Source organism: Salinibacterium sp. (assembly GCF_031364185.1).
Taxonomy (GTDB): domain Bacteria; phylum Actinomycetota; class Actinomycetes; order Actinomycetales; family Microbacteriaceae; genus Rhodoglobus.
In genome coordinates, this window is the sequence record NZ_JANLVV010000052.1 from 1 (window position 1) to 18,715 (window position 18,715).

Annotated in this window: 24 protein-coding genes; 11 read left to right on the forward strand and 13 right to left on the reverse strand. The window is 65.5% G+C overall.

Features of this window, described 5'->3' with window-relative positions; genetic code table 11:
- Positions 1-9: 9 nt before the first annotated feature.
- Entirely contained in the window at positions 10-1,017 is a 1,008-nt protein-coding gene (locus RMN95_RS02675) for a DDE-type integrase/transposase/recombinase (RefSeq protein ID WP_309615418.1), read from the reverse strand.
- Between the two features lie 35 nt (positions 1,018-1,052).
- Positions 1,053-1,457, reverse strand: coding sequence for a hypothetical protein (locus RMN95_RS02680; RefSeq protein WP_309615419.1), 405 nt, complete (start codon positions 1,455-1,457; stop codon positions 1,053-1,055).
- A gap of 190 nt (positions 1,458-1,647) precedes the next feature.
- On the opposite strand from RMN95_RS02680, the gene RMN95_RS02685 reads away from it, so the two are divergent.
- Complete coding sequence (locus tag RMN95_RS02685) at positions 1,648-2,493, forward strand: exodeoxyribonuclease III (RefSeq protein WP_309615420.1); 846 nt, start codon at positions 1,648-1,650, stop codon at positions 2,491-2,493.
- A gap of 8 nt (positions 2,494-2,501) precedes the next feature.
- Here RMN95_RS02685 and RMN95_RS02690 read toward each other — a convergent pair whose 3' ends face one another.
- The gene (locus RMN95_RS02690; RefSeq protein WP_309615421.1) at positions 2,502-2,927 is read right to left on the reverse strand and encodes an organic hydroperoxide resistance protein; all 426 of its coding nucleotides are present in this window, start codon (positions 2,925-2,927) and stop codon (positions 2,502-2,504) included.
- Between the two features lie 76 nt (positions 2,928-3,003).
- On the opposite strand from RMN95_RS02690, the gene trpS reads away from it, so the two are divergent.
- The 6 genes from trpS to RMN95_RS02720 all read left to right on the forward strand — a co-directional run bounded on the left by trpS (position 3,004) and on the right by RMN95_RS02720 (position 8,417).
- Positions 3,004-4,011, forward strand: a complete 1,008-nt coding sequence (gene trpS, locus RMN95_RS02695) for a tryptophan--tRNA ligase (protein WP_309615422.1) — start codon at positions 3,004-3,006, stop codon at positions 4,009-4,011.
- Positions 4,008-4,577, forward strand: a complete 570-nt coding sequence (locus RMN95_RS02700) for a GNAT family N-acetyltransferase (RefSeq protein ID WP_309615423.1) — start codon at positions 4,008-4,010, stop codon at positions 4,575-4,577. The genes trpS and RMN95_RS02700 overlap by 4 nt, the downstream gene beginning before the upstream one ends.
- A gap of 369 nt (positions 4,578-4,946) precedes the next feature.
- Positions 4,947-5,831 (forward strand): ABC transporter ATP-binding protein, encoded by an 885-nt coding sequence (locus RMN95_RS02705; RefSeq protein WP_309615424.1) that lies wholly within the window; start codon positions 4,947-4,949, stop codon positions 5,829-5,831.
- Positions 5,828-6,658 (forward strand): ABC transporter permease, encoded by an 831-nt coding sequence (locus RMN95_RS02710; protein WP_309615425.1) that lies wholly within the window; start codon positions 5,828-5,830, stop codon positions 6,656-6,658. Before RMN95_RS02705 ends, RMN95_RS02710 begins: the two co-directional genes overlap by 4 nt.
- The gene (locus RMN95_RS02715; protein WP_309615426.1) at positions 6,659-7,789 is read left to right on the forward strand and encodes a sensor histidine kinase; all 1,131 of its coding nucleotides are present in this window, start codon (positions 6,659-6,661) and stop codon (positions 7,787-7,789) included. It begins immediately after the preceding gene.
- A 13-nt stretch (positions 7,790-7,802) separates the two neighbouring features.
- Entirely contained in the window at positions 7,803-8,417 is a 615-nt protein-coding gene (locus RMN95_RS02720; RefSeq protein WP_309615450.1) for a response regulator transcription factor, read from the forward strand.
- Positions 8,418-8,436: 19 nt separating this feature from the next.
- On the opposite strand, the gene RMN95_RS02725 is transcribed toward RMN95_RS02720, so the two are convergent.
- The 4 genes from RMN95_RS02725 to RMN95_RS02740 all read right to left on the reverse strand — a co-directional run bounded on the left by RMN95_RS02725 (position 8,437) and on the right by RMN95_RS02740 (position 10,594).
- Positions 8,437-9,516 carry a UDP-N-acetylmuramate dehydrogenase gene (locus RMN95_RS02725; protein WP_309615427.1) on the reverse strand — a complete coding sequence of 360 codons (1,080 nt, stop codon included), beginning with the start codon at positions 9,514-9,516 and terminating at the stop codon, positions 8,437-8,439.
- The gene (locus tag RMN95_RS02730) at positions 9,516-9,920 is read right to left on the reverse strand and encodes a MaoC/PaaZ C-terminal domain-containing protein (protein WP_309615428.1); all 405 of its coding nucleotides are present in this window, start codon (positions 9,918-9,920) and stop codon (positions 9,516-9,518) included. The genes RMN95_RS02725 and RMN95_RS02730 overlap by 1 nt, the downstream gene beginning before the upstream one ends.
- The gene (locus tag RMN95_RS02735) at positions 9,917-10,363 is read right to left on the reverse strand and encodes a MaoC family dehydratase N-terminal domain-containing protein (RefSeq protein ID WP_309615429.1); all 447 of its coding nucleotides are present in this window, start codon (positions 10,361-10,363) and stop codon (positions 9,917-9,919) included. The genes RMN95_RS02730 and RMN95_RS02735 overlap by 4 nt, the downstream gene beginning before the upstream one ends.
- Before the next feature lie 120 nt (positions 10,364-10,483).
- On the reverse strand, positions 10,484-10,594 hold the full coding sequence (locus RMN95_RS02740) for a ribonucleotide-diphosphate reductase subunit beta (RefSeq protein WP_309615430.1): 111 nt from the start codon (positions 10,592-10,594) through the stop codon (positions 10,484-10,486).
- 410 nt (positions 10,595-11,004) lie between these two features.
- On the opposite strand from RMN95_RS02740, the gene RMN95_RS02745 reads away from it, so the two are divergent.
- Positions 11,005-11,253, forward strand: coding sequence for a hypothetical protein (locus RMN95_RS02745; RefSeq protein ID WP_309615431.1), 249 nt, complete (start codon positions 11,005-11,007; stop codon positions 11,251-11,253).
- A gap of 184 nt (positions 11,254-11,437) precedes the next feature.
- Here the strand turns inward: RMN95_RS02745 and RMN95_RS02750 are convergent, their stop codons facing one another.
- Positions 11,438-12,613, reverse strand: a complete 1,176-nt coding sequence (locus tag RMN95_RS02750; RefSeq protein ID WP_309615432.1) for an acetyl-CoA C-acyltransferase — start codon at positions 12,611-12,613, stop codon at positions 11,438-11,440.
- 80 nt (positions 12,614-12,693) lie between these two features.
- Between RMN95_RS02750 and RMN95_RS02755 the strand changes: the two genes are divergently transcribed.
- The gene (locus RMN95_RS02755; protein WP_309615433.1) at positions 12,694-13,581 is read left to right on the forward strand and encodes a 1,4-dihydroxy-2-naphthoyl-CoA synthase; all 888 of its coding nucleotides are present in this window, start codon (positions 12,694-12,696) and stop codon (positions 13,579-13,581) included.
- Between the two features lie 119 nt (positions 13,582-13,700).
- A complete protein-coding gene (locus RMN95_RS02760; RefSeq protein WP_309615451.1) occupies positions 13,701-14,750 on the forward strand; it encodes an ATP-binding protein in 1,050 nt (349 codons plus the stop codon).
- A 58-nt stretch (positions 14,751-14,808) separates the two neighbouring features.
- Here the strand turns inward: RMN95_RS02760 and RMN95_RS02765 are convergent, their stop codons facing one another.
- The 5 genes from RMN95_RS02765 to RMN95_RS02785 form a co-directional block, all read right to left on the reverse strand.
- The gene (locus RMN95_RS02765) at positions 14,809-15,495 is read right to left on the reverse strand and encodes a hypothetical protein (RefSeq protein ID WP_309615434.1); all 687 of its coding nucleotides are present in this window, start codon (positions 15,493-15,495) and stop codon (positions 14,809-14,811) included.
- A 71-nt stretch (positions 15,496-15,566) separates the two neighbouring features.
- Complete coding sequence (locus RMN95_RS02770) at positions 15,567-15,917, reverse strand: DUF202 domain-containing protein (protein WP_309615435.1); 351 nt, start codon at positions 15,915-15,917, stop codon at positions 15,567-15,569.
- Positions 15,914-16,270, reverse strand: coding sequence for a DUF202 domain-containing protein (locus tag RMN95_RS02775; protein ID WP_309615436.1), 357 nt, complete (start codon positions 16,268-16,270; stop codon positions 15,914-15,916). The genes RMN95_RS02770 and RMN95_RS02775 overlap by 4 nt, the downstream gene beginning before the upstream one ends.
- A complete protein-coding gene (locus RMN95_RS02780) occupies positions 16,270-16,962 on the reverse strand; it encodes an MIP/aquaporin family protein (RefSeq protein WP_309615437.1) in 693 nt (230 codons plus the stop codon). Before RMN95_RS02780 ends, RMN95_RS02775 begins: the two co-directional genes overlap by 1 nt.
- Complete coding sequence (locus RMN95_RS02785; protein ID WP_309615438.1) at positions 16,959-17,309, reverse strand: metalloregulator ArsR/SmtB family transcription factor; 351 nt, start codon at positions 17,307-17,309, stop codon at positions 16,959-16,961. Before RMN95_RS02785 ends, RMN95_RS02780 begins: the two co-directional genes overlap by 4 nt.
- An 88-nt stretch (positions 17,310-17,397) precedes the next feature.
- Between RMN95_RS02785 and RMN95_RS02790 the strand changes: the two genes are divergently transcribed.
- Positions 17,398-18,708: an FAD-dependent oxidoreductase gene (locus RMN95_RS02790; protein WP_309615439.1), complete on the forward strand. Its 1,311-nt coding sequence runs from the start codon at positions 17,398-17,400 to the stop codon at positions 18,706-18,708.
- Positions 18,709-18,715: the final 7 nt, after the last annotated feature.

The following is an 18,715-nucleotide window of genomic DNA, read 5'->3' on the forward strand; positions in this document are numbered from 1 at the left end:
CGGGCGATGTCAAGCTGCGTGGAGTCGTTCGAGCGGTTTTTCGTTTTCCGGTTGCTCGGGTCGGTTGATGCTGACGATATCAGCGGGTGCGGGTGTGGCCGGTCGAGCTCGGAATCGTTCGGGGTGCGAGGCGTAGTATGCCTGCTGGGTGCGGTCGCGGTGCCACCAGAGGGTGCGCCAGCTGCCGTTGTGGACCTCGTCGGGTGAGAACAGGGCAATCCCCGAGTGCTTGTGGTTCTGGTTGTACCAAGGCACGTAAGAGGCCACGAAAGCGCGGGCTTGGTCGAGGGTGTGGAACGTGCCGGGATAGTTCGGTCGGTACTTCATAGTGCGGAATTCGGACTCGGAGAACGGGTTGTCGTTGGAGACCCGTGGCCGGTTATGGGTCTGGGCGATACCGAAGTCGTGCAGAAAGTCCTTCAGCAGGGTCGAGCGCATCGCGGGCCCGGAGTCGGCGTGGACGAACTGCGGGAGCCCGTGCTCGGCGAACGCGGTCTGGAACATCTCGACGGCAAGGTTGTCAGCCTCTCGAGTCTCGACCCGGCAGCCGACGAGCTTGCGGGAGTAGATATCGATGATCGAGTACGCCTTGAACGCGACGCCCCGCCATGGGGACCGCAGATCTGTGATGTCCCAACTCCAGACCTGATTCGGGCCTGTCGCGACGAGCACCGGCGCCTGGCGCGGCGCGGAACTGCCGCGCCTGGTGGGCACGATCGGGCGGGCGGACTGGTCGACGATGTCCGCCGCGATCCGCCACCACGAGCGACGAGAGGCGATCATGATCCCCTCGTCCCAGGTCGACGCGAACGTGTGATCGACCGAGTGTCCTGCCTCCCACCCGCTCGTGATCTTCCCCGCGATCACGGCCCGGTCGACCAGGTCGATCCGGGACCGATAGGCGCGGTCCTTATGCGGGATCGGGCTAGTGATGCCGGCACGCGGATGGGCGCGGTAGTGCCAGGTGGAGCGCGACACCCCGGCGAGCATCAACGCCTGACGTTGCGAGCCGGTCACTGCGACCAACTCCGCGACCAGCTCGTTCTCCTGACTCAGGAATCGGGCTGATTGGTCGGCGTTGGGGTGTTCTCGGGCTCTTCCTCGCTCATCGCGTGCAAGAGCCCGATAGCTTTTCCCAACGCCGTGTTGGTCTCCTCCAACTCCCGCACCCGCGCGGACAACCGCGCGACTTCTTTCGCCTGATCGCCGCGTTCCACAGCCCTCGCCCTCTCGAACGCCGTGCGCTTCTTCGGTGGCATTGTCATAGCACTACCCTCTCGCGGGATCAGCGCCCGGTCGAGATCTCCCTCGAACACCGCGTCTTGCCACCGCCGCAACCTCGAATACGGCACGTCCTGTTCAACCAGCCACCGGGCCTTCTGCCCATACCGAACCAACTGATACTCATGCACAAACTCACGAACCTCGACCGCCGTGAACCCCGGACTAATCGTCATCACCCTGCTCCTCTACTGACCGTGAAATGACTCACAACCAGCCTGGCAAAGAGGGAGAACGCCACTTTTGCTGCCCAAACCCCCGGCGACCCAGCAGAAGTGGCGTTCTCGACGTACTGGTCGCCGCGCGAGGGCAACAGTCACTCGCCCGACTTTCGACCGTGTCAGGGGCGTTCGTTAGGCTTGTTTCATGGCCACCTCGCTTCGCATCGCGTCCGTGAACACCAATGGCGTGCGCGCCTCCTACCGCAAAGGAATGGGCGAGTGGCTGAATGCCCGGGGCGTCGACATTCTCGCCCTGCAGGAGGTTCGGGCATCCACCGCAGACCTTGAAGGCCTGCTCGGGCCCGAGTGGAATATCCTGCACGACGCCGCGACGGCGAAAGGCCGTGCGGGGGTGGCCCTGGCATCCCGAGGCAGCGCGCACCTCCACCGTGTCGCCCTGGGCGCAGACGACTTCGACAGCGCTGGCCGCTGGCTCGAGGCCGACTACGAGGTGGGCGGGCGACTCATCACCGTGGTGAGCACCTACGTGCACTCCGGGGAGGTCGACACCCCCAAGCAGGTCGAGAAATACAAGTTTCTTGACGCGATGACGGCACGGATGCCCGAACTCATGGCCCATAATGACCTCGCCGTGATCGTGGGCGACCTCAACGTCGGTCACCGCGAGCTCGACATCAAGAACTGGAGAGGTAACCGCAAAAACGCGGGATTCCTCCCGCAGGAGCGGGCCTACTTCGACCGGTTTTTCGGCCCGGCGGGCGTCACCGTCGAAGGGGTAGACGGCACCACCGGCACCGGGCTCGGCTGGGTCGACGTCGGGCGTGTCGCTGCCGGCGAGGTGGAAGGGCCATACACCTGGTGGTCGCAGCGCGGCCAGGCGTTCGATACCAACACGGGGTGGCGCCTCGACTATCACGTTGCCACACCGAAGCTTGCGGCAGCGGCCCGCAACTACACAGTGGATCGCGCCGCCACCCACGACCAGCGCTGGAGCGACCACGCGCCTGTCGTGGTCGACTACGAGGTGTAGGCGAGCCGCTAGGCGACCTCGACCTCGAGCGTCACCTCGATATTGCCGCGCGTGGCGTTCGAGTAAGGACAGACCTGATGGGCTGCCGCGACCACCCTCTCGGCATCAGCCTGCGAGACGCCGGTCATCTCGATATGAAGCACCACCGAAAGCCCGAATCCGACGCCGCCATCGCTCTTGCCGATACTGACCTCGGCGGTCACCGCCGAGTTCTCCACCGGAATGCCGAGCTGCCTGCCTTGCCCCTTCAGTGCGGAATGGAAGCAGGCCGAGTAGCCGAGGGCAAACAACTGCTCAGGATTCGTCGCACCTCCCGGCCCTCCCATTTCGACGGGAATCGCCAACTCAACTTCGACGCTGCCGTCACTCGTGCGGGCGCTGCCGGCTCGACCCTCGCCGAGGCTGGTGGCTACGGCGGTGTAAATCTTTTCCAATTTCTGCTCCCTTGATCGTTGTCCTTGTACCAATCGCTGCGCTCCCCCCGTCATTCCCGTCTGGGAGGATGGGGTGATGAGCACCAAACCCCGCCTTTTCTCCGGTATGCAACCCTCCGCCGACTCTCTGCATCTCGGCAATTACATCGGCGCGCTGCTGCAGTGGAAAGAACTTCAGAGCACCCACGACGCCGTGTTCTGTGTGGTGGACCTGCATGCGATCACGGTCCCACAGGACCCCGCGCAACTGCGCGAGGCCACGAGACGAACTGCTGCCCAGTACATAGCAGCGGGAATCGACCCGGCGGCGTCAATCCTGTTCGTGCAGTCACAGGTGGCGGCGCATCCACAACTCGCCTGGATCCTGAACACCATCACCGGCTTCGGTGAGGCCTCGCGCATGATCCAGTTCAAAGAGAAGTCCCAGAAGCAGGGGTCAGATGGTACCAATGTCGGCCTGTTCACGTACCCCGTGCTTCAGGCCGCCGACATCCTGCTGTACGAGGCGGCGATCGTGCCGGTCGGTGAAGACCAGCGCCAGCACATCGAGCTCACGCGCGACCTCGCGAACCGCTTCAACACGCGCTTCGGTGACACCTTCGTGGAGCCTGCCGCGGCCATCCAGAAGCAGACCGCGAAGATCTACGACCTGCAGGAGCCGACCAATAAAATGAGCAAGTCAGCCTCGTCGGCGGCGGGCGTGGTGTGGTTGCTCGACGAGCCGACGGTCACGGCGAAGAAGATCAAGTCGGCCGCGACGGATAGCGGGCGCGAGGTGCGGTTCGATGCTGCCGAGAAGCCGGGCATCTCGAACCTGCTGACGATCTGTTCGGTGCTCTCGGGGCGGCCCGTCGCCGACATTGAGCGCGAATACGACGGCCACGGCTACGGCGACTTCAAGAAGGGCGTCGCCGAGGTGGTCATCGACACATTCAGCCCCATTCGAGCACGCACTCTTGAGCTGCTGGATGACCGTGCAGAACTCGACCGCATCCTCACCGCCAATGCAGACCGGGCCGCCGTGATCGCCGACGCCACGCTCGCGAAGGTCTATGACCGCGTCGGCTTCGTCCGTCGCTCATGACCCCGGTGGCGCTGACGATTCCCCCAACGCTGATGACGGAACGGCTCGTGCTGGACCCGGTCACCCCCGCCGACACGTCGGCCGTTTTCAAGTATTGCAACGACCCGGCACTGCAGCACTACGTGCCGGTGCCGGTGCCCTATACGCAGGCCGCGGCAGCAAGCTATACGGAAGGGTACGCGCCGAAAGCTCCGTGGCTGTGGGCAATACGTTCTTCCGGAGACACCTCCCTGCTGGGGGTGATCGTGCTGAAGCCGCGCGAGCTACGGTCGGCTGAGATCGGGTTCTGGCTCGGCCTCCCCCACCGGGGCCGAGGCATCATGACCGAAGCCGCCGTCGCGATCATCGATTTCGGGTTCAGTCCCGACGGTGCCGCCCTCACCCACATCGACTGGTGCGCCGTCGTCGGCAACCTCGGCTCGGCCACCGTCGCGCGGAGGATCGGAATGAGCTACGAGGGGATGCGCCGACAGTCGCTGCCGCACCGCGACCACCGACGTGATGCCTGGTTCGCCAGCATCCTCAGCACCGATGCCCGATCGCTCAAGCCAGGCTGGCCGGTCTGACCCAGATTGTTCGCTTAGACGACACCTGTTCGCGCACTGGGGCGCCGAGACTCTCGTTGAGGGGCCGACTCCGCTGAGGTATCCGCCGCCGCTATTGCTAACTCGAGGAATGATCACAGCGCACTTGTGGCCCCGGAAGAGCTGCGAAAGAGGCCACACGTGCACTCTCACTTACGAAACCGGCGGCGGCAGCGGGGCGGCGGCGGGAGCGGCACCGGCTGGGCGCGGAACGGGGCCGGGGCGGTACGGGCGCCGCGGGGTTGCCGGGGCGGGGCGAGCGCGCCGGCGCGCCGCATCCACCGGTCGGTGGATGCGAGGTCACCCGGTTCGCGGCTGTTGTCTGCGCCTGGGAGGCGGCATCATTAGGATATGACTTCAACCGACTCGGTCGTGAGCGTCCGCAACCTGCACAAGCGCTACGGCAGCTTCACCGCCCTCGATGACGTGAGCTTTGACATCCACCGCGGCGAGACCTTCGCCCTGCTCGGCCCGAACGGCGCCGGCAAGTCGACCACGATCGAGATCCTCGAGGGCTATCGCGACCGCACCGGTGGGGAGGCGAGCGTGCTCGGCGTCGACCCCGGCAAGGGCGGGCTCGAATGGAAGGCGCGTCTCGGGATTGTGTTGCAGTCCACGGGCGAGAGCGGCAACGTGACGGTGCGTGAGCAGCTCACCCACTTCGCCGGGCTCTACCCGCGGCCGCGCGATGTCGACGAGGTGATCGCCGCAGTGGGGCTGCAGGACAAGCAGAAGACGCTGATCCGCAAGCTGTCCGGGGGGCAGCGTCGGCGAGTGGATGTCGCACTCGGGATCATCGGACGCCCCGAGTTGCTCTTCCTGGACGAACCCACCACCGGGTTCGACCCCGAGGCCCGCCGCCAGTTCTGGCAGCTCATCGATGGGCTGAAACAGGATGGCACCACCATCCTTCTCACGACCCATTACCTCGACGAGGCGGCCCAGCTGGGCGACCGCGCCGGCGTCATTGCCGGAGGGAAGCTGATCGACATTGGCGGCATCGACGAGATCGGTGGCGCCGAGGCCAGGGTGCCGATTGTGCGCTGGCGCGAGAACGGCAGGGTGCACGATGTCCGCACCCCAGAGCCGGGCCTCGAGGTAGCCAAGATCGTCGCCAGGGTGGGCGAGCCCGAGTCTCTGGAGATTATTCGCCCCAGTCTCGAGGACATCTACCTGCGGCTCGTCGCCGAACATTCGACCCTGGGCAACGCAGACCTTCTGGAGGATGCATCATGACCACTACCACGTCGATCCTGCCTGCCGGCCGCACCGTGAAGCTCGGCCTCAGCCGCATCGGCTACGAGGTGAAGACCTACTTCCGCCAGGGTGACGCCGTCTTCTTCTCGTTCCTCTTCCCACTGGTGATGCTGACCATCTTCTCGGTCGCGTTCAGCGAGCAGAACTTCGGCTCCGACGCCGAACCGCTGACCGCCGCATCCTTCTACCTGCCCGGGATGCTGGCCGCCGGCCTACTCCTGAGCGGCCTGCAGAATCTCGCGATCGACATCGCAGGTGAGAAGGGTGACGGAACCCTCAAGCGTTTTGCCGGCACCCCGCTGCCGGTGCTGAGCTATTTCATCGGCAAGATCGGGCAGGTCTTCGTCACGGGCATCATGCAGGCAGCCCTGCTGCTACTGGTGGCGCGGGTCGTGTTCCAGGTCGAGCTCCCCACCGATCCGGCCAAATGGGCGACGTTCGCGTGGGTGTTCGTGTTGGGGGTGTCGACCTCCGCAATCCTTGGCATCGCGCTGAGCGGGCTGCCCCGCAGTGGCAAGAGCGCCACGGCCGTCATCATCCCGATCGCGCTGGTGTTGCAGTTCATCTCCGGGGTGTACCTCGGCTTCTCGCAGCTACCGGAGTGGCTGCAGAACGTGGCCAGCGTCTTTCCGCTGAAGTGGATGGCGCAGGGAATGCGATCGGTGTTCCTTCCCGAGAACTTCGCGGCCATCGAGCAGGGCGGCACCTGGGACCTCCCTGGTGTTGCCATCGTGACCGCGATCTGGCTGGTGGTGGGTCTTGCGGCCACCCGGATGACGTTCCGCTGGATCCGCAAAGACAGCTGAGTGACGAGCAACCGGTGGTGGAACATCGCGGTCCCCGGGATCGCGGTGGTCCTCATCGCGCTGCTGCTCGTGAGCACGCCCACCACGTTTTCGCTCACTGGCGGCCTGCTCTGCATTGCCGCGTTCGTGATCGCGTGGTTCACGCTGGGTCGATGCGCGTCGACCAGCCAGACGGCGCTGGCCGCGTTCATCCCCCTGCTGATCGTGATTTCGGCCGCAGCCGCCGGTTTCGAGACCGCAATGGCGACGATCCAATGCGTGGCGTATCCGCTCATCTGGGTTCTGATCCAGAGCACACGGCGAGCCGTGATCGCCAACGTGATGCTCGCCGTCGCGATCGGGATCGGCATCTATCTCGGCACCGGTTCGCTCGTGGTGGCGCTAGTGATCGAGGCAGCATCGCTTGCGTTCGCCCTCGCGCTCGGCTCGTGGATCACGTCGATCGCGAACCAGAGTGAGGAGCGCCTGAGGCTGCTGGGTGAGCTGCGCACAGCGCAGGAGCAACTATCGATTTTCGACCGGGACGCCGGGGTCTCCAGTGAGCGGGAACGACTGGCCCGCGAAATCCACGACACGATAGCCCAGGATCTCACCGGTCTCGTGATGCTCGCCCAGCGGGCCCAGCGAGAATTGTCGAGCCGCACCTCGCCCTCGGCCACGCTCAGCATGCTCGAGGAGGGTGCGCGCACCGCACTCGCCGAGACACGCGCGCTCGTCGCATCCGGAACCCCCGTTGCGCTGAGTGGCGGCATCTCGGGTGCCCTCCAGCGGTTGGGCGAGAGATTTGCGCGGGAGACCGGAATGGAGGTCTCGGTCTCGGCCTCCGGGCTCCCCGAGCTCGACCGCGACACCGAGGTGGTGGTGTTGCGATGCGCGCAGGAGGGTCTGGCCAACGTGCGCAAGCATTCGGCTGGCTGCGTGGCTACGGTGAGCGCGTGGGCCCACAACGGTTCCGTGGCCCTGCGGGTGACCGATGACGGTACCGGTTTCGACCAGGATGCACCCACCAGTGGTTTCGGCCTCGACGGCATGCGCAGCAGACTCGCGCTCGTCGGAGGAACGCTCGACATCTCGAGCTCGCCAGCGGGGACCGTGCTCACGGCGACACTGCCGCTTGGTGTAACGGCATGATGGGCGTATGGGCATGATCCGCGTGCTGGTGGCCGACGACCACCCGATCGTGCGCGGAGGTATTGTGGCGCTACTGGCGGCAGCGGACGACATCGAGGTCGTGGGTGAAGCATCGGATGGTCTCGAGGCCGTTGCGCTCGCTGCGACGCTGGCACCCGATGTGATTCTCATGGACCTCAGGATGCCCGGGCTCGACGGTGACGCCGCGACGGCCCGCATCCTCTCGACGGCCCCCGATGCTCGCGTCGTGATTCTCACCACGTACGAGACGGATGCGAGCATCCTGACGGCGATCGAGGCTGGCGCGAGTGGATACCTGTTGAAGGCAGCGCCGCAGGACGAGATCCTGGCCGGAGTGCGCTCGGTAGCTCGCGGCGAGGTTGCGCTCGCGCCGTCCATCGCGGCCATGCTCGTGAAGCGGGTGGCACGGCCGGCGATCACCCTGAGCCCGCGTGAAACTGAGGTGCTGGCCCTCGTCGCGCAGGGCAACAGCAACCCGGCGATAGCGAAGAAGCTGTTTCTTGGCGAGGCCACAGTCAAGACCCACCTTTTGCACGTTTTCGAGAAACTCGAGGTCGGTGACCGCACCCGCGCTGTCACGCGTGCGATGGAGCTGGGTCTGCTGTAGCGGGTGTCGCTCGGCAGACCTACAGCTGCAGTCCGATCGCCACCGGCTCGGCAACCAGCGTTATTCCGAATTCGGCGAGAACACGGGCCTGCACGAAGCGGGCGAGTTCGGCGACCTGCTCGGCGGTCGCGCCTCCGCGGTTCGTCAGGGCGAGAGTGTGCTTCGACGAGATCCCCGCCCGTGAGCCTGGCAGCGCAAAGCCCTTGCCGATTCCGGAGTGCTCGATCAGCCAGGCCGCGCTGAGTTTGACCAGGCGCGGTCCTGCGTCATGGCGCTCGGGCGGCTGCTGGCCCAACGGGACTGCCACGTCGGGCTCGTCGGGTGCCATCGGCCACCGCGGAGCATCCATCGGCAGGGTGCGTGCCAGGTTTTCGTCGACGATCGGATTGGTGAAGAACGAGCCGCAGCTGACCGAGTCCGGGTCGGCGGGGTCGAGCACCATCCCCTTCGCGGCCCGCAGCGACAGCACGCTCGCACGCACCTGGGCGAGAGGCACCTCGGTGCCGAGGGGCACGCCGAGTGCCTGCGCAAGCTGCGGATAGGCCACCGCACCCCGGGATGCGGCGACCAGCTCGAGCTCAATCGCCAGCACGACACCCTCCCTGCCGCGCTTCAGCGTCGAGGTGCGATACCCGAACCCGAGGTGCTCGGCGGTGAGGTGCTCGACCTTGCCGGTCAGATAGTCCAAAAACTGGACCGAGACAAGGGTGTCGCCGAGCTCCTGCCCGTAGGCGCCGATGTTCTGGATGGGAGCCGCGCCACTCGACCCCGGGATGCCGCTGAGCGCCTCGATGCCCGCGAGCCCGTTCGCCACCGCGTAGTCGACCACCGCGTCCCACGGCTCGCCAGCCTGCACCTCTATGCGCACTGCGTTGCCATGCTCGTGCTGCGCAATGCCACGACTGAGGGCCCGGATGACCGTGCCATCGAATCCCTCATCGGAGATGACCACGTTGGATCCGCCCCCGAGCACGATCCACTCGTCGCCGTCGGCCCAGGCGGCGCGGGCGGCGGTCACCAGCTGATCGCGAGTCGTGGCATCCACTAGGCGAGCGGCTGGACCCCCCACCCGCATGGTCGTGAGCTCGGAGAGCAACATCAGGTGAGCGAGACCCTGACCTGGGCCTTGCCGAGCACGGTCTGGTCGGCGGCGGTCACGGTGAGGTCGATGCGCGTGGAGTCCTCGTCGGTGGCGCCGACTTTCGCGACCACGGTGACGCTCGCCCCGGTCGAGGCATCCACCAGCACGGGTCGGGTGAAGCGCACCTGGTAGTCGAGCACGATGCCACGCTCCCCCAGCCAGTCGACCACCGGCTGCACCGCGAGACCCATGGTGAGCATCCCGTGCGCCAGCACCCCCGCAAGCCCTACCGATTGCGCGGTGTCATCCCGGTAGTGGATGGCATTGAAGTCTCCGGATGCGCCCGCGTAGCGCACCAGCGAATCGCGCGTGATCGGGAAGGTGCGCTCAGCAACCACGTCCCCCACGGTCAGGTCGCTCATGCGTCGCCCCTCACCACGAGTGTGGAGATGGCTGTGACTACGTGCGAGCCCGAGGCATCCACGATCATCGATTCTGCTGTCACCATGGAGTTGCCACCGAGAGACTTGACGCTCGTGACGGTCAGCGTGGCGGTCAGCTCGTCTCCGGCCACAATCGGCCTGGTATAGCTGAAACGCTGCTCGCCGTGCACGACCCTCGAAAAGTCGATGCCGGCGTCGGGCTCGGCCAGCAGTTGCGCGAGGGTTGCCTCCTGCACGACGACGGGGAAGGTTGGCGGGGCCACGACGTCGGAGTAGCCCGCGGTCAGGGCGGCATCCACATCGAAATTGAGGGGGTTGGAGGCGAAGACGGCCCGGGCGAACTCACGCACCTTCTCACGCCCCACAAGATAGGGGGCAGTCGGCGCGAACACCCGTCCCTGGATGTCTGGATTCACTGGCACCATCCCAGCCTACCTATCGGCATGCGGCCCACACCGCCGCGGGAAAAACACAACCCCGGCCGCCACTAGGGCGCCGGGGTTGCGAAATTTTTCGGTGGCGCAGTCCGAGGGTGCGAGCGCCTACTGGCAGCTATCGCACTGCAGAAGGTCCATCGGGTCAACGGGAACTGCGTATCCGCCGACGTTGTCACCGTTGCCGTAGTTGTCACTGTTGTAGCTGTCGTTCTCCATGGCAATCCTCCCCAAATCCTGTGTGGCCGCTTCTTCCGCTGAAGATTTTGCGGCTGTCCCACCCGCATGCTGCGGGTGGGTCTCCACTATATAACCTGAATGACACCCTTGTCATTCCACTACATGTTGTGTTTTCGGCGTGTCGCCGAAGTTTTTGGGCCTCGCTGGGTTTCGGCGCTCGCCGCCCTGGCTAATGTGCGCAGGGTGCGGCTTCCGTCGCGATGTAACAGCAGTATGCGCAGTCTCGGCGGCGAGGCCGATGTCCCCCGTTTGCTCAAAGTTCACCGCAAGGGCTGGACATGTCCTCGCTCGCAGAGTTGAATTATCCTTAATGCACCAGTTCAGGGCAGCAGGGCACTGCCAGCGCGAGTCTTCCGAATTTCCGATGACGTAAAACGGGGAGCAACATCATGACCATCACGACCTCAGCGCCCGCTGCCGCCAGCGACCCCGAGAGCCCGGTCACCGGCGATAGGGCGAGCCGTCGCATCCACTGGAAAGTTATCCAGCGTGGACTCTGGATCGGCAAACGCGACGGCGAATTCGCGGGGATGATCGAGTCGACCACGAATGGCACTTTCGCCGCGATGACCAGCTTGGGCGAACAACTGGGCAACTTCGGCACAGTGGATGCCGCGAAGCAGAGTTTCGCCGCCTGACCCTGGCGCCACCGCCACCACCCGCCGCCCACCGCCACCAGCGAGCGCGCCCATCCGCAGCGAGCGCGCCCATCCGTCACAACGGCGCCCGGGCGCCGCACCGCGCTTGCGACAAACGGCCGCGCTTGCGACAGGCCTGCCGCCGCCGCGCCCTCAGCCGACGCGGATCAGTAGGGCCGCGCCCTCAGCCGACGCGGATGAGCAGGGCGTCGCCCTGGCCGCCACCGCCGCACAGGCCCGCGGCGCCGATGCGCGTTCCGCCGAGCCTGCCCAACTCGAGTGCGAGGTCGAGCACGAGCCTCGCGCCGCTCATACCGACGGGGTGACCGAGGGCGACGGCGCCTCCGTTGACGTTGACGATCGCGGGGTCGACGCCGAGCTCAGCAGTGGAAGCCATCGCGACGCTCGCGAACGCCTCGTTGATCTCGAACAGGTCTATGTCATCGACCGTGAGCGTGCCGTCGCGCCGAAGAGCGTCGCGAATCGCGTTGGCCGGCTGGTGCAGCAGCGAGGTGTCGGGGCCAGCGACCGTGCCGTAGGCGACAATCTCCGCGATCCAGCTCAGCCCGAGTTCCTGCGCTTTCGACTTCGACATGATAACTAAGGCCGCTGCCCCGTCCGAGAGTTGTGACGCCGAGCCGGCCGTAATGGTGCCGTCCGGCGCGAAGGCGGGCTTCAGTCTCGCGAGGGTGTCCAGCGTGGTGTCGGGGCGGATGCCCTCATCCACGTTAATCACTGCGCCCTTGCGGGTGGTGACGGGGACGATCTCGGCGGCGAACCTGCCGCCGGTCGTGGCCGCGTGGGCACGGCGATGGGATTCCGCAGCAAACGCGTCCTGCTGGTCGCGGGTGAAGGCAAACCGGCGCTGGTCGTGGTCCGTCGCGGCGCCCATCGTGATGCCTTCGATAGCGCCGACCAGCGCGTCTCGGTCTAGGGCATCCTCGAACTGGCGGCTGCCGTAACTGATGCCGCGCCGCGCGCCGCGCACCAGGTGCGGGGCGTTGGTCATCGACTCCATGCCGCCTGCCACCACGATCTCGTGCTGCCCCGCGGCGATCGCCTGGTCGGCCATGGCGATGGCGGTAAGACCCGAGAGGCAGAGCTTATTGACGGTAGTGGATGGCACCCTAAGCGAGATCCCGCCAGCGACAGCGGCCTGGCGCGCAGGGCCAGGGCCGACTCCGGCCTGCACAACGTTGCCCATGATGACGGCGTCGACCTGGTCGGCGGTGATGCCCGCCCGTTCGATCGCAGCGGCGATCGCGATGCCACCGAGCTCGGGAGCGGTGAACTCAGAGAGGCTGCCGAGGAGCCGCCCGATTGGCGTGCGCGCTCCCGCGATGATGACTGATCCTGCCATGGTGACCTCTTCCGTGGATGCTTCGTTGCTCTTGCAGGTTTACACCACGAGGCTGGGCGGCCCGTCGTTAGGCTGTGTTCATGGCCCAGGTTTCCGAACTGTTCGACCCCACCCGCTGGCAGGATGTCGAGGGCTTCGAGGCTCTCTCCGACATCACTTACCACCACGACCTGACGGGCCGCATCGCGCGAATCGCCTTCAACAGGCCGGAGGTGCGCAACGCATTTCGCCCGCAGAGCGTCGACGAGTTGTACCGCGCGCTCGACCATGCCAGGCAGAACACCCACATCGGTGCCGTGCTCATCACCGGCAACGGTCCGAGCCCGAAAGACGGCGGCTGGGCGTTCTGCTCCGGTGGCGACCAGCGCATCCGTGGTCGCGACGGATACCAGTACGCCGACGGCACGAAGAGCACGGGCCGCCTGCACATCCTCGAGGTGCAGCGACTCATCCGCACCATGCCGAAGGTCATCATCGCGGTTGTGCCAGGGTGGGCCGCCGGTGGTGGGCACTCCCTGCACGTGGTCTGCGACCTTACGATCGCAAGCTCCGAGCACGCGCGATTCAAGCAGACGGATGCCGATGTCGGCTCATTCGACGGAGGGTACGGAAGCGCGTACCTGGCCCGCCAGGTCGGGCAGAAGTTCGCGCGGGAGATTTTCTTCCTCGGCCAGGAATACAACGCCACGCGCGCCTACGAGATGGGGACGGTCAACGCGGTGGTGCCGCACGCTGAGCTCGAGAGCACGGCGATCGAGTGGGCCGAGGCGATTCTGGGGAAATCGCCCACCTCCATCCGGATGCTCAAGTTCTCACTCAACGCCATCGACGACGGGCTGGCTGGCCAGCAGGTGCTCGTGGGTGAAGCCACCAGGCTGGCGTACGGCACGGATGAGGCCGTCGAGGGGCGCGATGCCTTCCTGGAGAAGCGCGAACCCGACTGGGGTCCGTACCCCTGGCAGTATTAGTTTTGGGACTTTATTCTGCTTTATCGAATGTAGATAAAGCAGAATAAAGCGAATAAAATTTTGCCGAGGACAGCAGTCGCAATCCCTACACCCCGAACGCCGGAGCGTCTCCGGAAGCTATCGTCGGTCGCGATGAGCACATTCGAGCCTTCAGTACCCTCCTGACTCGCCTCTCGCGCGGCCGGACGGAACAATCAATGATCATTACCGGGCTGCGGGGTGTGGGCAAGACCGTCCTCCTTAACGAGTTCGTCGACATCGCGAAGACCGCTGGCTGGCAAGTGATCGAGTTTGAGGCCAGCAAGCGCGACGATAACCACTTTCGACAAGCCATGTTCTCCCAGCTGAAAGCCGCCCTACTTCGGCTTTCACCGCGGGCACGATGGACAGATAGGGGGCGCAGGGCTGCAGAGGTGCTCACAGCTTTCGCAATGTCCATTGACAGCAGCGGAACGTTTAGCGTCAGTTGGGACATCCCTGCGGCCGAAGGCCTGGCGGACCACCATGATCTCGGAATGGATCTCACGGACGCGCTCCTGGCGATCGGAGAAGCCGCTCAGGAGCAAGAACACGGAGTAGCGCTTCTCATCGATGAGGTGCAATTCCTCAAGTCCTACGCTGAGCGACTTTTTAGATTTCCCCGAATTGGTTCGCTGGATGGCGACGACGCCAGAAAAGCCATTACTGAGCCAGCGCTGTCGGAAGGAGTCACATACTCACACGGTGCGGTGGATGCAGCAATTCGAATCACGAAGGGATACCCCTACTTCATTCAGGAGCTCGGCTATCAGGTCTGGGAAGTCGCGCTGGGAGTCGAAATCACGGCGGACGATGTGGAAATAGCGAGGGAGGCGTACGAGGCCAAGCTCGATACGTCATTCTTCCGCGTACGCCTTGATCGAGCAACGCCGCTGCAAACCGCGTATATGCGCGCGATGGCTGAATTGGGGCCCGAACCACAAAAGGCATCCGACGTAGCTCGGGTCATGAAGCGTGACTCTACCCAACTCGGACCTACCCGTGCTGAGCTGATCGACATGGGATTGCTCTACACGCCTGATCACGGTTATGCGGCCTTCACGGTTCCGGACTTCGATATGTTCATGCTTCGCGCGGTTCCGGAACTGGTCATTCCTGAAGTGCGCCGACGTGGCGAAAACAGCAACTAGCCCCTCAGTGCCGGAGTGCGGCCCTGCCAAGCGCGAAAGTGCCCCAATTAGCGCGCCGCTACCAGGTGCCGTCGGGCGCGGACACGATTTGCACCGGCGTGTACGCCCAGTGACCGCCGTTGGCGTAGTGACTGGATGCCCAGGGTGACGCCCAGATCGCGGATTCGATCACCTCGGTAGGCGCCGAGGCGGCGAATGCGGCGACGATCTCGCTATATCCCCCGACGCTGTGCAGCGCTTCGGCGGCGTTTTCTGCCGCGAGCTGCAGGTTGTCGTAGCTGCCAAGACCGCTGTTTCCGCCGGAACCCCATCCATTATTCAAAGGATTATTGCGGTTGAACCAGTCGTCGGCGCCGTTCTCCTGGCGCATCCACCGGGTCATGACCGTGACGCTGCCCTCCGTAATCGGGAAGCCCGCCTTCAGCAGCACCAGCTTCGCCCAGTCATAGTTCGTGCCTCCGGCCGCAAGGCTTTGCACCCCGGCCGTCGCCGTGTAAGCATCGCGCGTGATGGCTACCGCCTGGGAGGTGGCCGGTACGGTGAGCTGCTGCGCATTCGCAGAACCGTATGACTGCGCAGGCGCCCCCGCGTTCACAGCGGCGCTCACAGTGGGAGGCGGCGCCAGCGACCCCACACTGATGAGCGCGAACGCGCCGAGCAGCGCTCCGACCGCGAGCCCGTGCCTTGCATGACCGCGTCGGCGCGCGCGACCCAGCGCCGCTCGGGTGCGGGCTCGACTGGTCATGGGATGCGGCTTCCTGGCGGTAGGGCGGGTGCCGTGCGGCCCTTCCACGGTAACAGGTGCCCCCGGAGCGGTCAGGGGGTTGTGATGGTGCCGTCGACCAGGAGCCACGACAGTGCGACTGCACCCAGGATCACCGCTGCCAGCGCAATTGCGGCCAGAGGTCGGCCACCGGTCGCGAGCACGCCATCCGCAGCGAGTGAGCGATAAATCCTGCGGTACCGGATGCTCGCTCCGAGGTACCCCGCAATCGAGAGCAGCACCCCCGCACTGCCGACCACCACGGCAGCCGCACCGAACTCACCTACCGCGATTCGCATTCCCACAGCGCTGGCCAGTGCGAGCGAGAGGGCCGTGCGCCGCCACGCGAGAAGCGTCCGCTCGGGCTGCAGGCCGGGATCGAAGACGTTCCCTGCCTCCGTCATATCAGCAGCCCAACCCCCACCAGCGCGATGGCCACCACCACACCGGCCGCGATGATGACCGACAGCGACGGCCCCGGTAGCACGCTCCCGAGCCGCATCGCGAGTTCGGTGCGGGCCCAGCTCACCCACGAGAATGCTGCGGCGATGAGGCCGAGCACGACGAAGAGGATCGCCGCCGCAAAGCGCAGCCCTGGGGCGATGGGCAAATCCAGGGCTTCGAGCGCGACGCCCGCCGCGACCAGCGCGAGTGCCGTTCTGATCCATGACAGAAAGGTGCGTTCGTTGGCGAGACTGATCCTTGGGTCAGGCTCGGTGCCGCGCGAGTAGACCGCGCCGGGGAATCGCCGCGCCATCAGCGTCTCGCGGCCGTCGTGACTGGTGATGGCCGCGGACTGAACCAGAGCACGAGCCCGGCCCCCACCGCCGCGCCGAGCAGTTGGGCCGCGATGAACCCTGGGGCAGAGCCCGGGGCGATTCCCGCGAACGTATCGGTGAACATACGACCGAGGGTAATCGCAGGATTCGCGAAGCTGGTCGAACTGGTGAAGAAGTACGCAGCCCCGATGTAGGCGCCGACAGCCCAGGGGATGACGGAGGCACGGTTGCTGCGAGCCAGCGCGAAGATGACCAGGATGAGGCCGGCGGTGGCGATGACCTCGGCCAGGAAGTGTGCTCCGGTGAGGCGATCCGTGGTGCTCCAGGCGACCGCTGGCTGCTCGAACATGATATTGGCGGCGACGGCTCCCACGATGCATCCGGCAACCTGGGCAGGAATGTAGAGGGCGGTGTCGCGCCAGGCGCGCATCCCGACCGCCGAATCGACGAGCGATACAACCGGATTGAAGTGCGCCCCACTGATGGGGCCGAATACGAGGATGAGCACCGGCAGCGCCAGCGCCGTCGCCAGGGCATTCTCCAGCAGTTGTAGTCCGGTGTCGCCGGGTGACAGCGCCTGAGCGGCGATTCCCGAGCCGATCACGACCGCGGCCAGCGTCGCGCTGCCCAAAAACTCGGCTCCCAGCCGACGGGCCAGCGCGGTCCTCACGCCGAGACCAGCAGCCGGGCGACCGCGTCGAGCGCACCGGGAACGAGGGCGTAGTAGGCCCAGGTGCCACGCTTCGAACGGGTCACATATCCCGCCTCGACGAGCACCCTGAGGTGATGCGAGACGGTCGGCTGGCCGATATTCAGCGGCTCGGTGAGGTCGCACACGCACGCCTCCTGTCCCTCGGATGCCGCGATGATCGAGATGAGTCGCAGCCGCGCCGGATCGGCCAGGGCCTTCAGCGACCGGGCAAGGTCATCCGCCTGCGACTGGGTCAGCGCGTCTCGCACGAGAGGCGAGCAGCAGGAGGCGGCATCAATTACCGGCAGCAGGGTCGTGGTGCTCATGACACCATGATAGTCAGGCATTGACAGTCATCGATGTTTAGGTTCACACTTGGTGCATCGACACACATCGATATATGAATGGATGCCCATGACCCTGATCGACCTCACAACCCCTGTCCGGCTGAACAGCAGGCTCGATCCGTTGCCCGTCGCCATCATCGGGGCTGGGCCTATCGGCCTCGCCGCCGCGGCGCACCTGATCGAGCGCGGGCTGGACTTCGTCATCTACGAGTCCGGGAACACCATCGCGAGTAGCGTGCGATCCTGGGGCCACATCCGCCTCTTTTCCCCCTGGAAGCACCTCATTGATCCGGCCGCGCGGCGCCTGCTCGAGGCATCCGGCTGGACACAACCGCGCTACCAGTCGACCGCACCCTCTGGCGCAGAACTGGTCGGCCAGTACCTCGCCCCGCTCGCGGCGCTGGAGCAGATCCGCTCCCGAATCCACACCGGCGTCACGGTCACGGCCGTCACTCGCGAGGGCATGGATCGCACGAGATCGATGGGCCGGGCATCCACTCCCTTCGTGCTTCGCATCAGCGAGGCCGGCGGCGCGATCTCGGAGGTGACGGCTCGGGCGGTGATCGACGCCTCGGGCACCTATCTCACGGCCAACAGTCTCGGCTCGAACGGACTCGACCCCCTGGGCTTTGATGACGTCGCCGGGCACGTGACGTCGGCACTGCCCGACGTGTTGGGCGCCGAGCGCAACCGCTTCGCCGGGAGGCACATCACCGTCGTGGGGGCCGGACATTCCGCGGCAAACACCCTGATCAACCTCGCCACACTCATTCAGACCGAGCCCGCAACGACGGTCACGTGGGTCATCAGGAACAGGTCGGCCGAGCGGGTGTTCACCTCGGACGACGACGAGCTGCCGAGGCGCGCACTGCTCGGCTCGAAGGTGACGAAACTGATCGATTTCGGGGTCGTGAGAGTCATCGACGGATTCGAGATCACGGCGCTGCGCCCGCACGGCGACCAGGTGCAGATCACCGGCCTGCGGGTGGGAAACACCGAGCACATCACGTCGGATGTCATCGTCAATGCCACCGGATTTAGGCCTGACCTGGGCATCCTTCGAGAAATTCGACTTGATCTGGACGACATCGTTGAAGCTCCTGCGAAGCTGGCACCGCTGATCGACCCCACCGTGCACAGCTGCGGCACGGTCGAGCCGCACGGATTCGCGGAGCTCCAGCAGCCCGAGCCGAACTTCTTCATCGCGGGCATGAAAAGCTACGGTCGCGCGCCTACGTTCCTGCTCGCCACCGGCTATGAGCAGGTCCGGTCGATCGTCGCGTATCTGGCCGGTGATCTCGTCAGCGCAGGTACCGTCGAGCTCGTGCTGCCGGCGACCGGCGTATGCTCAACCACCGCGAGTCCAGGCTGCTGCTGAGCTCTCA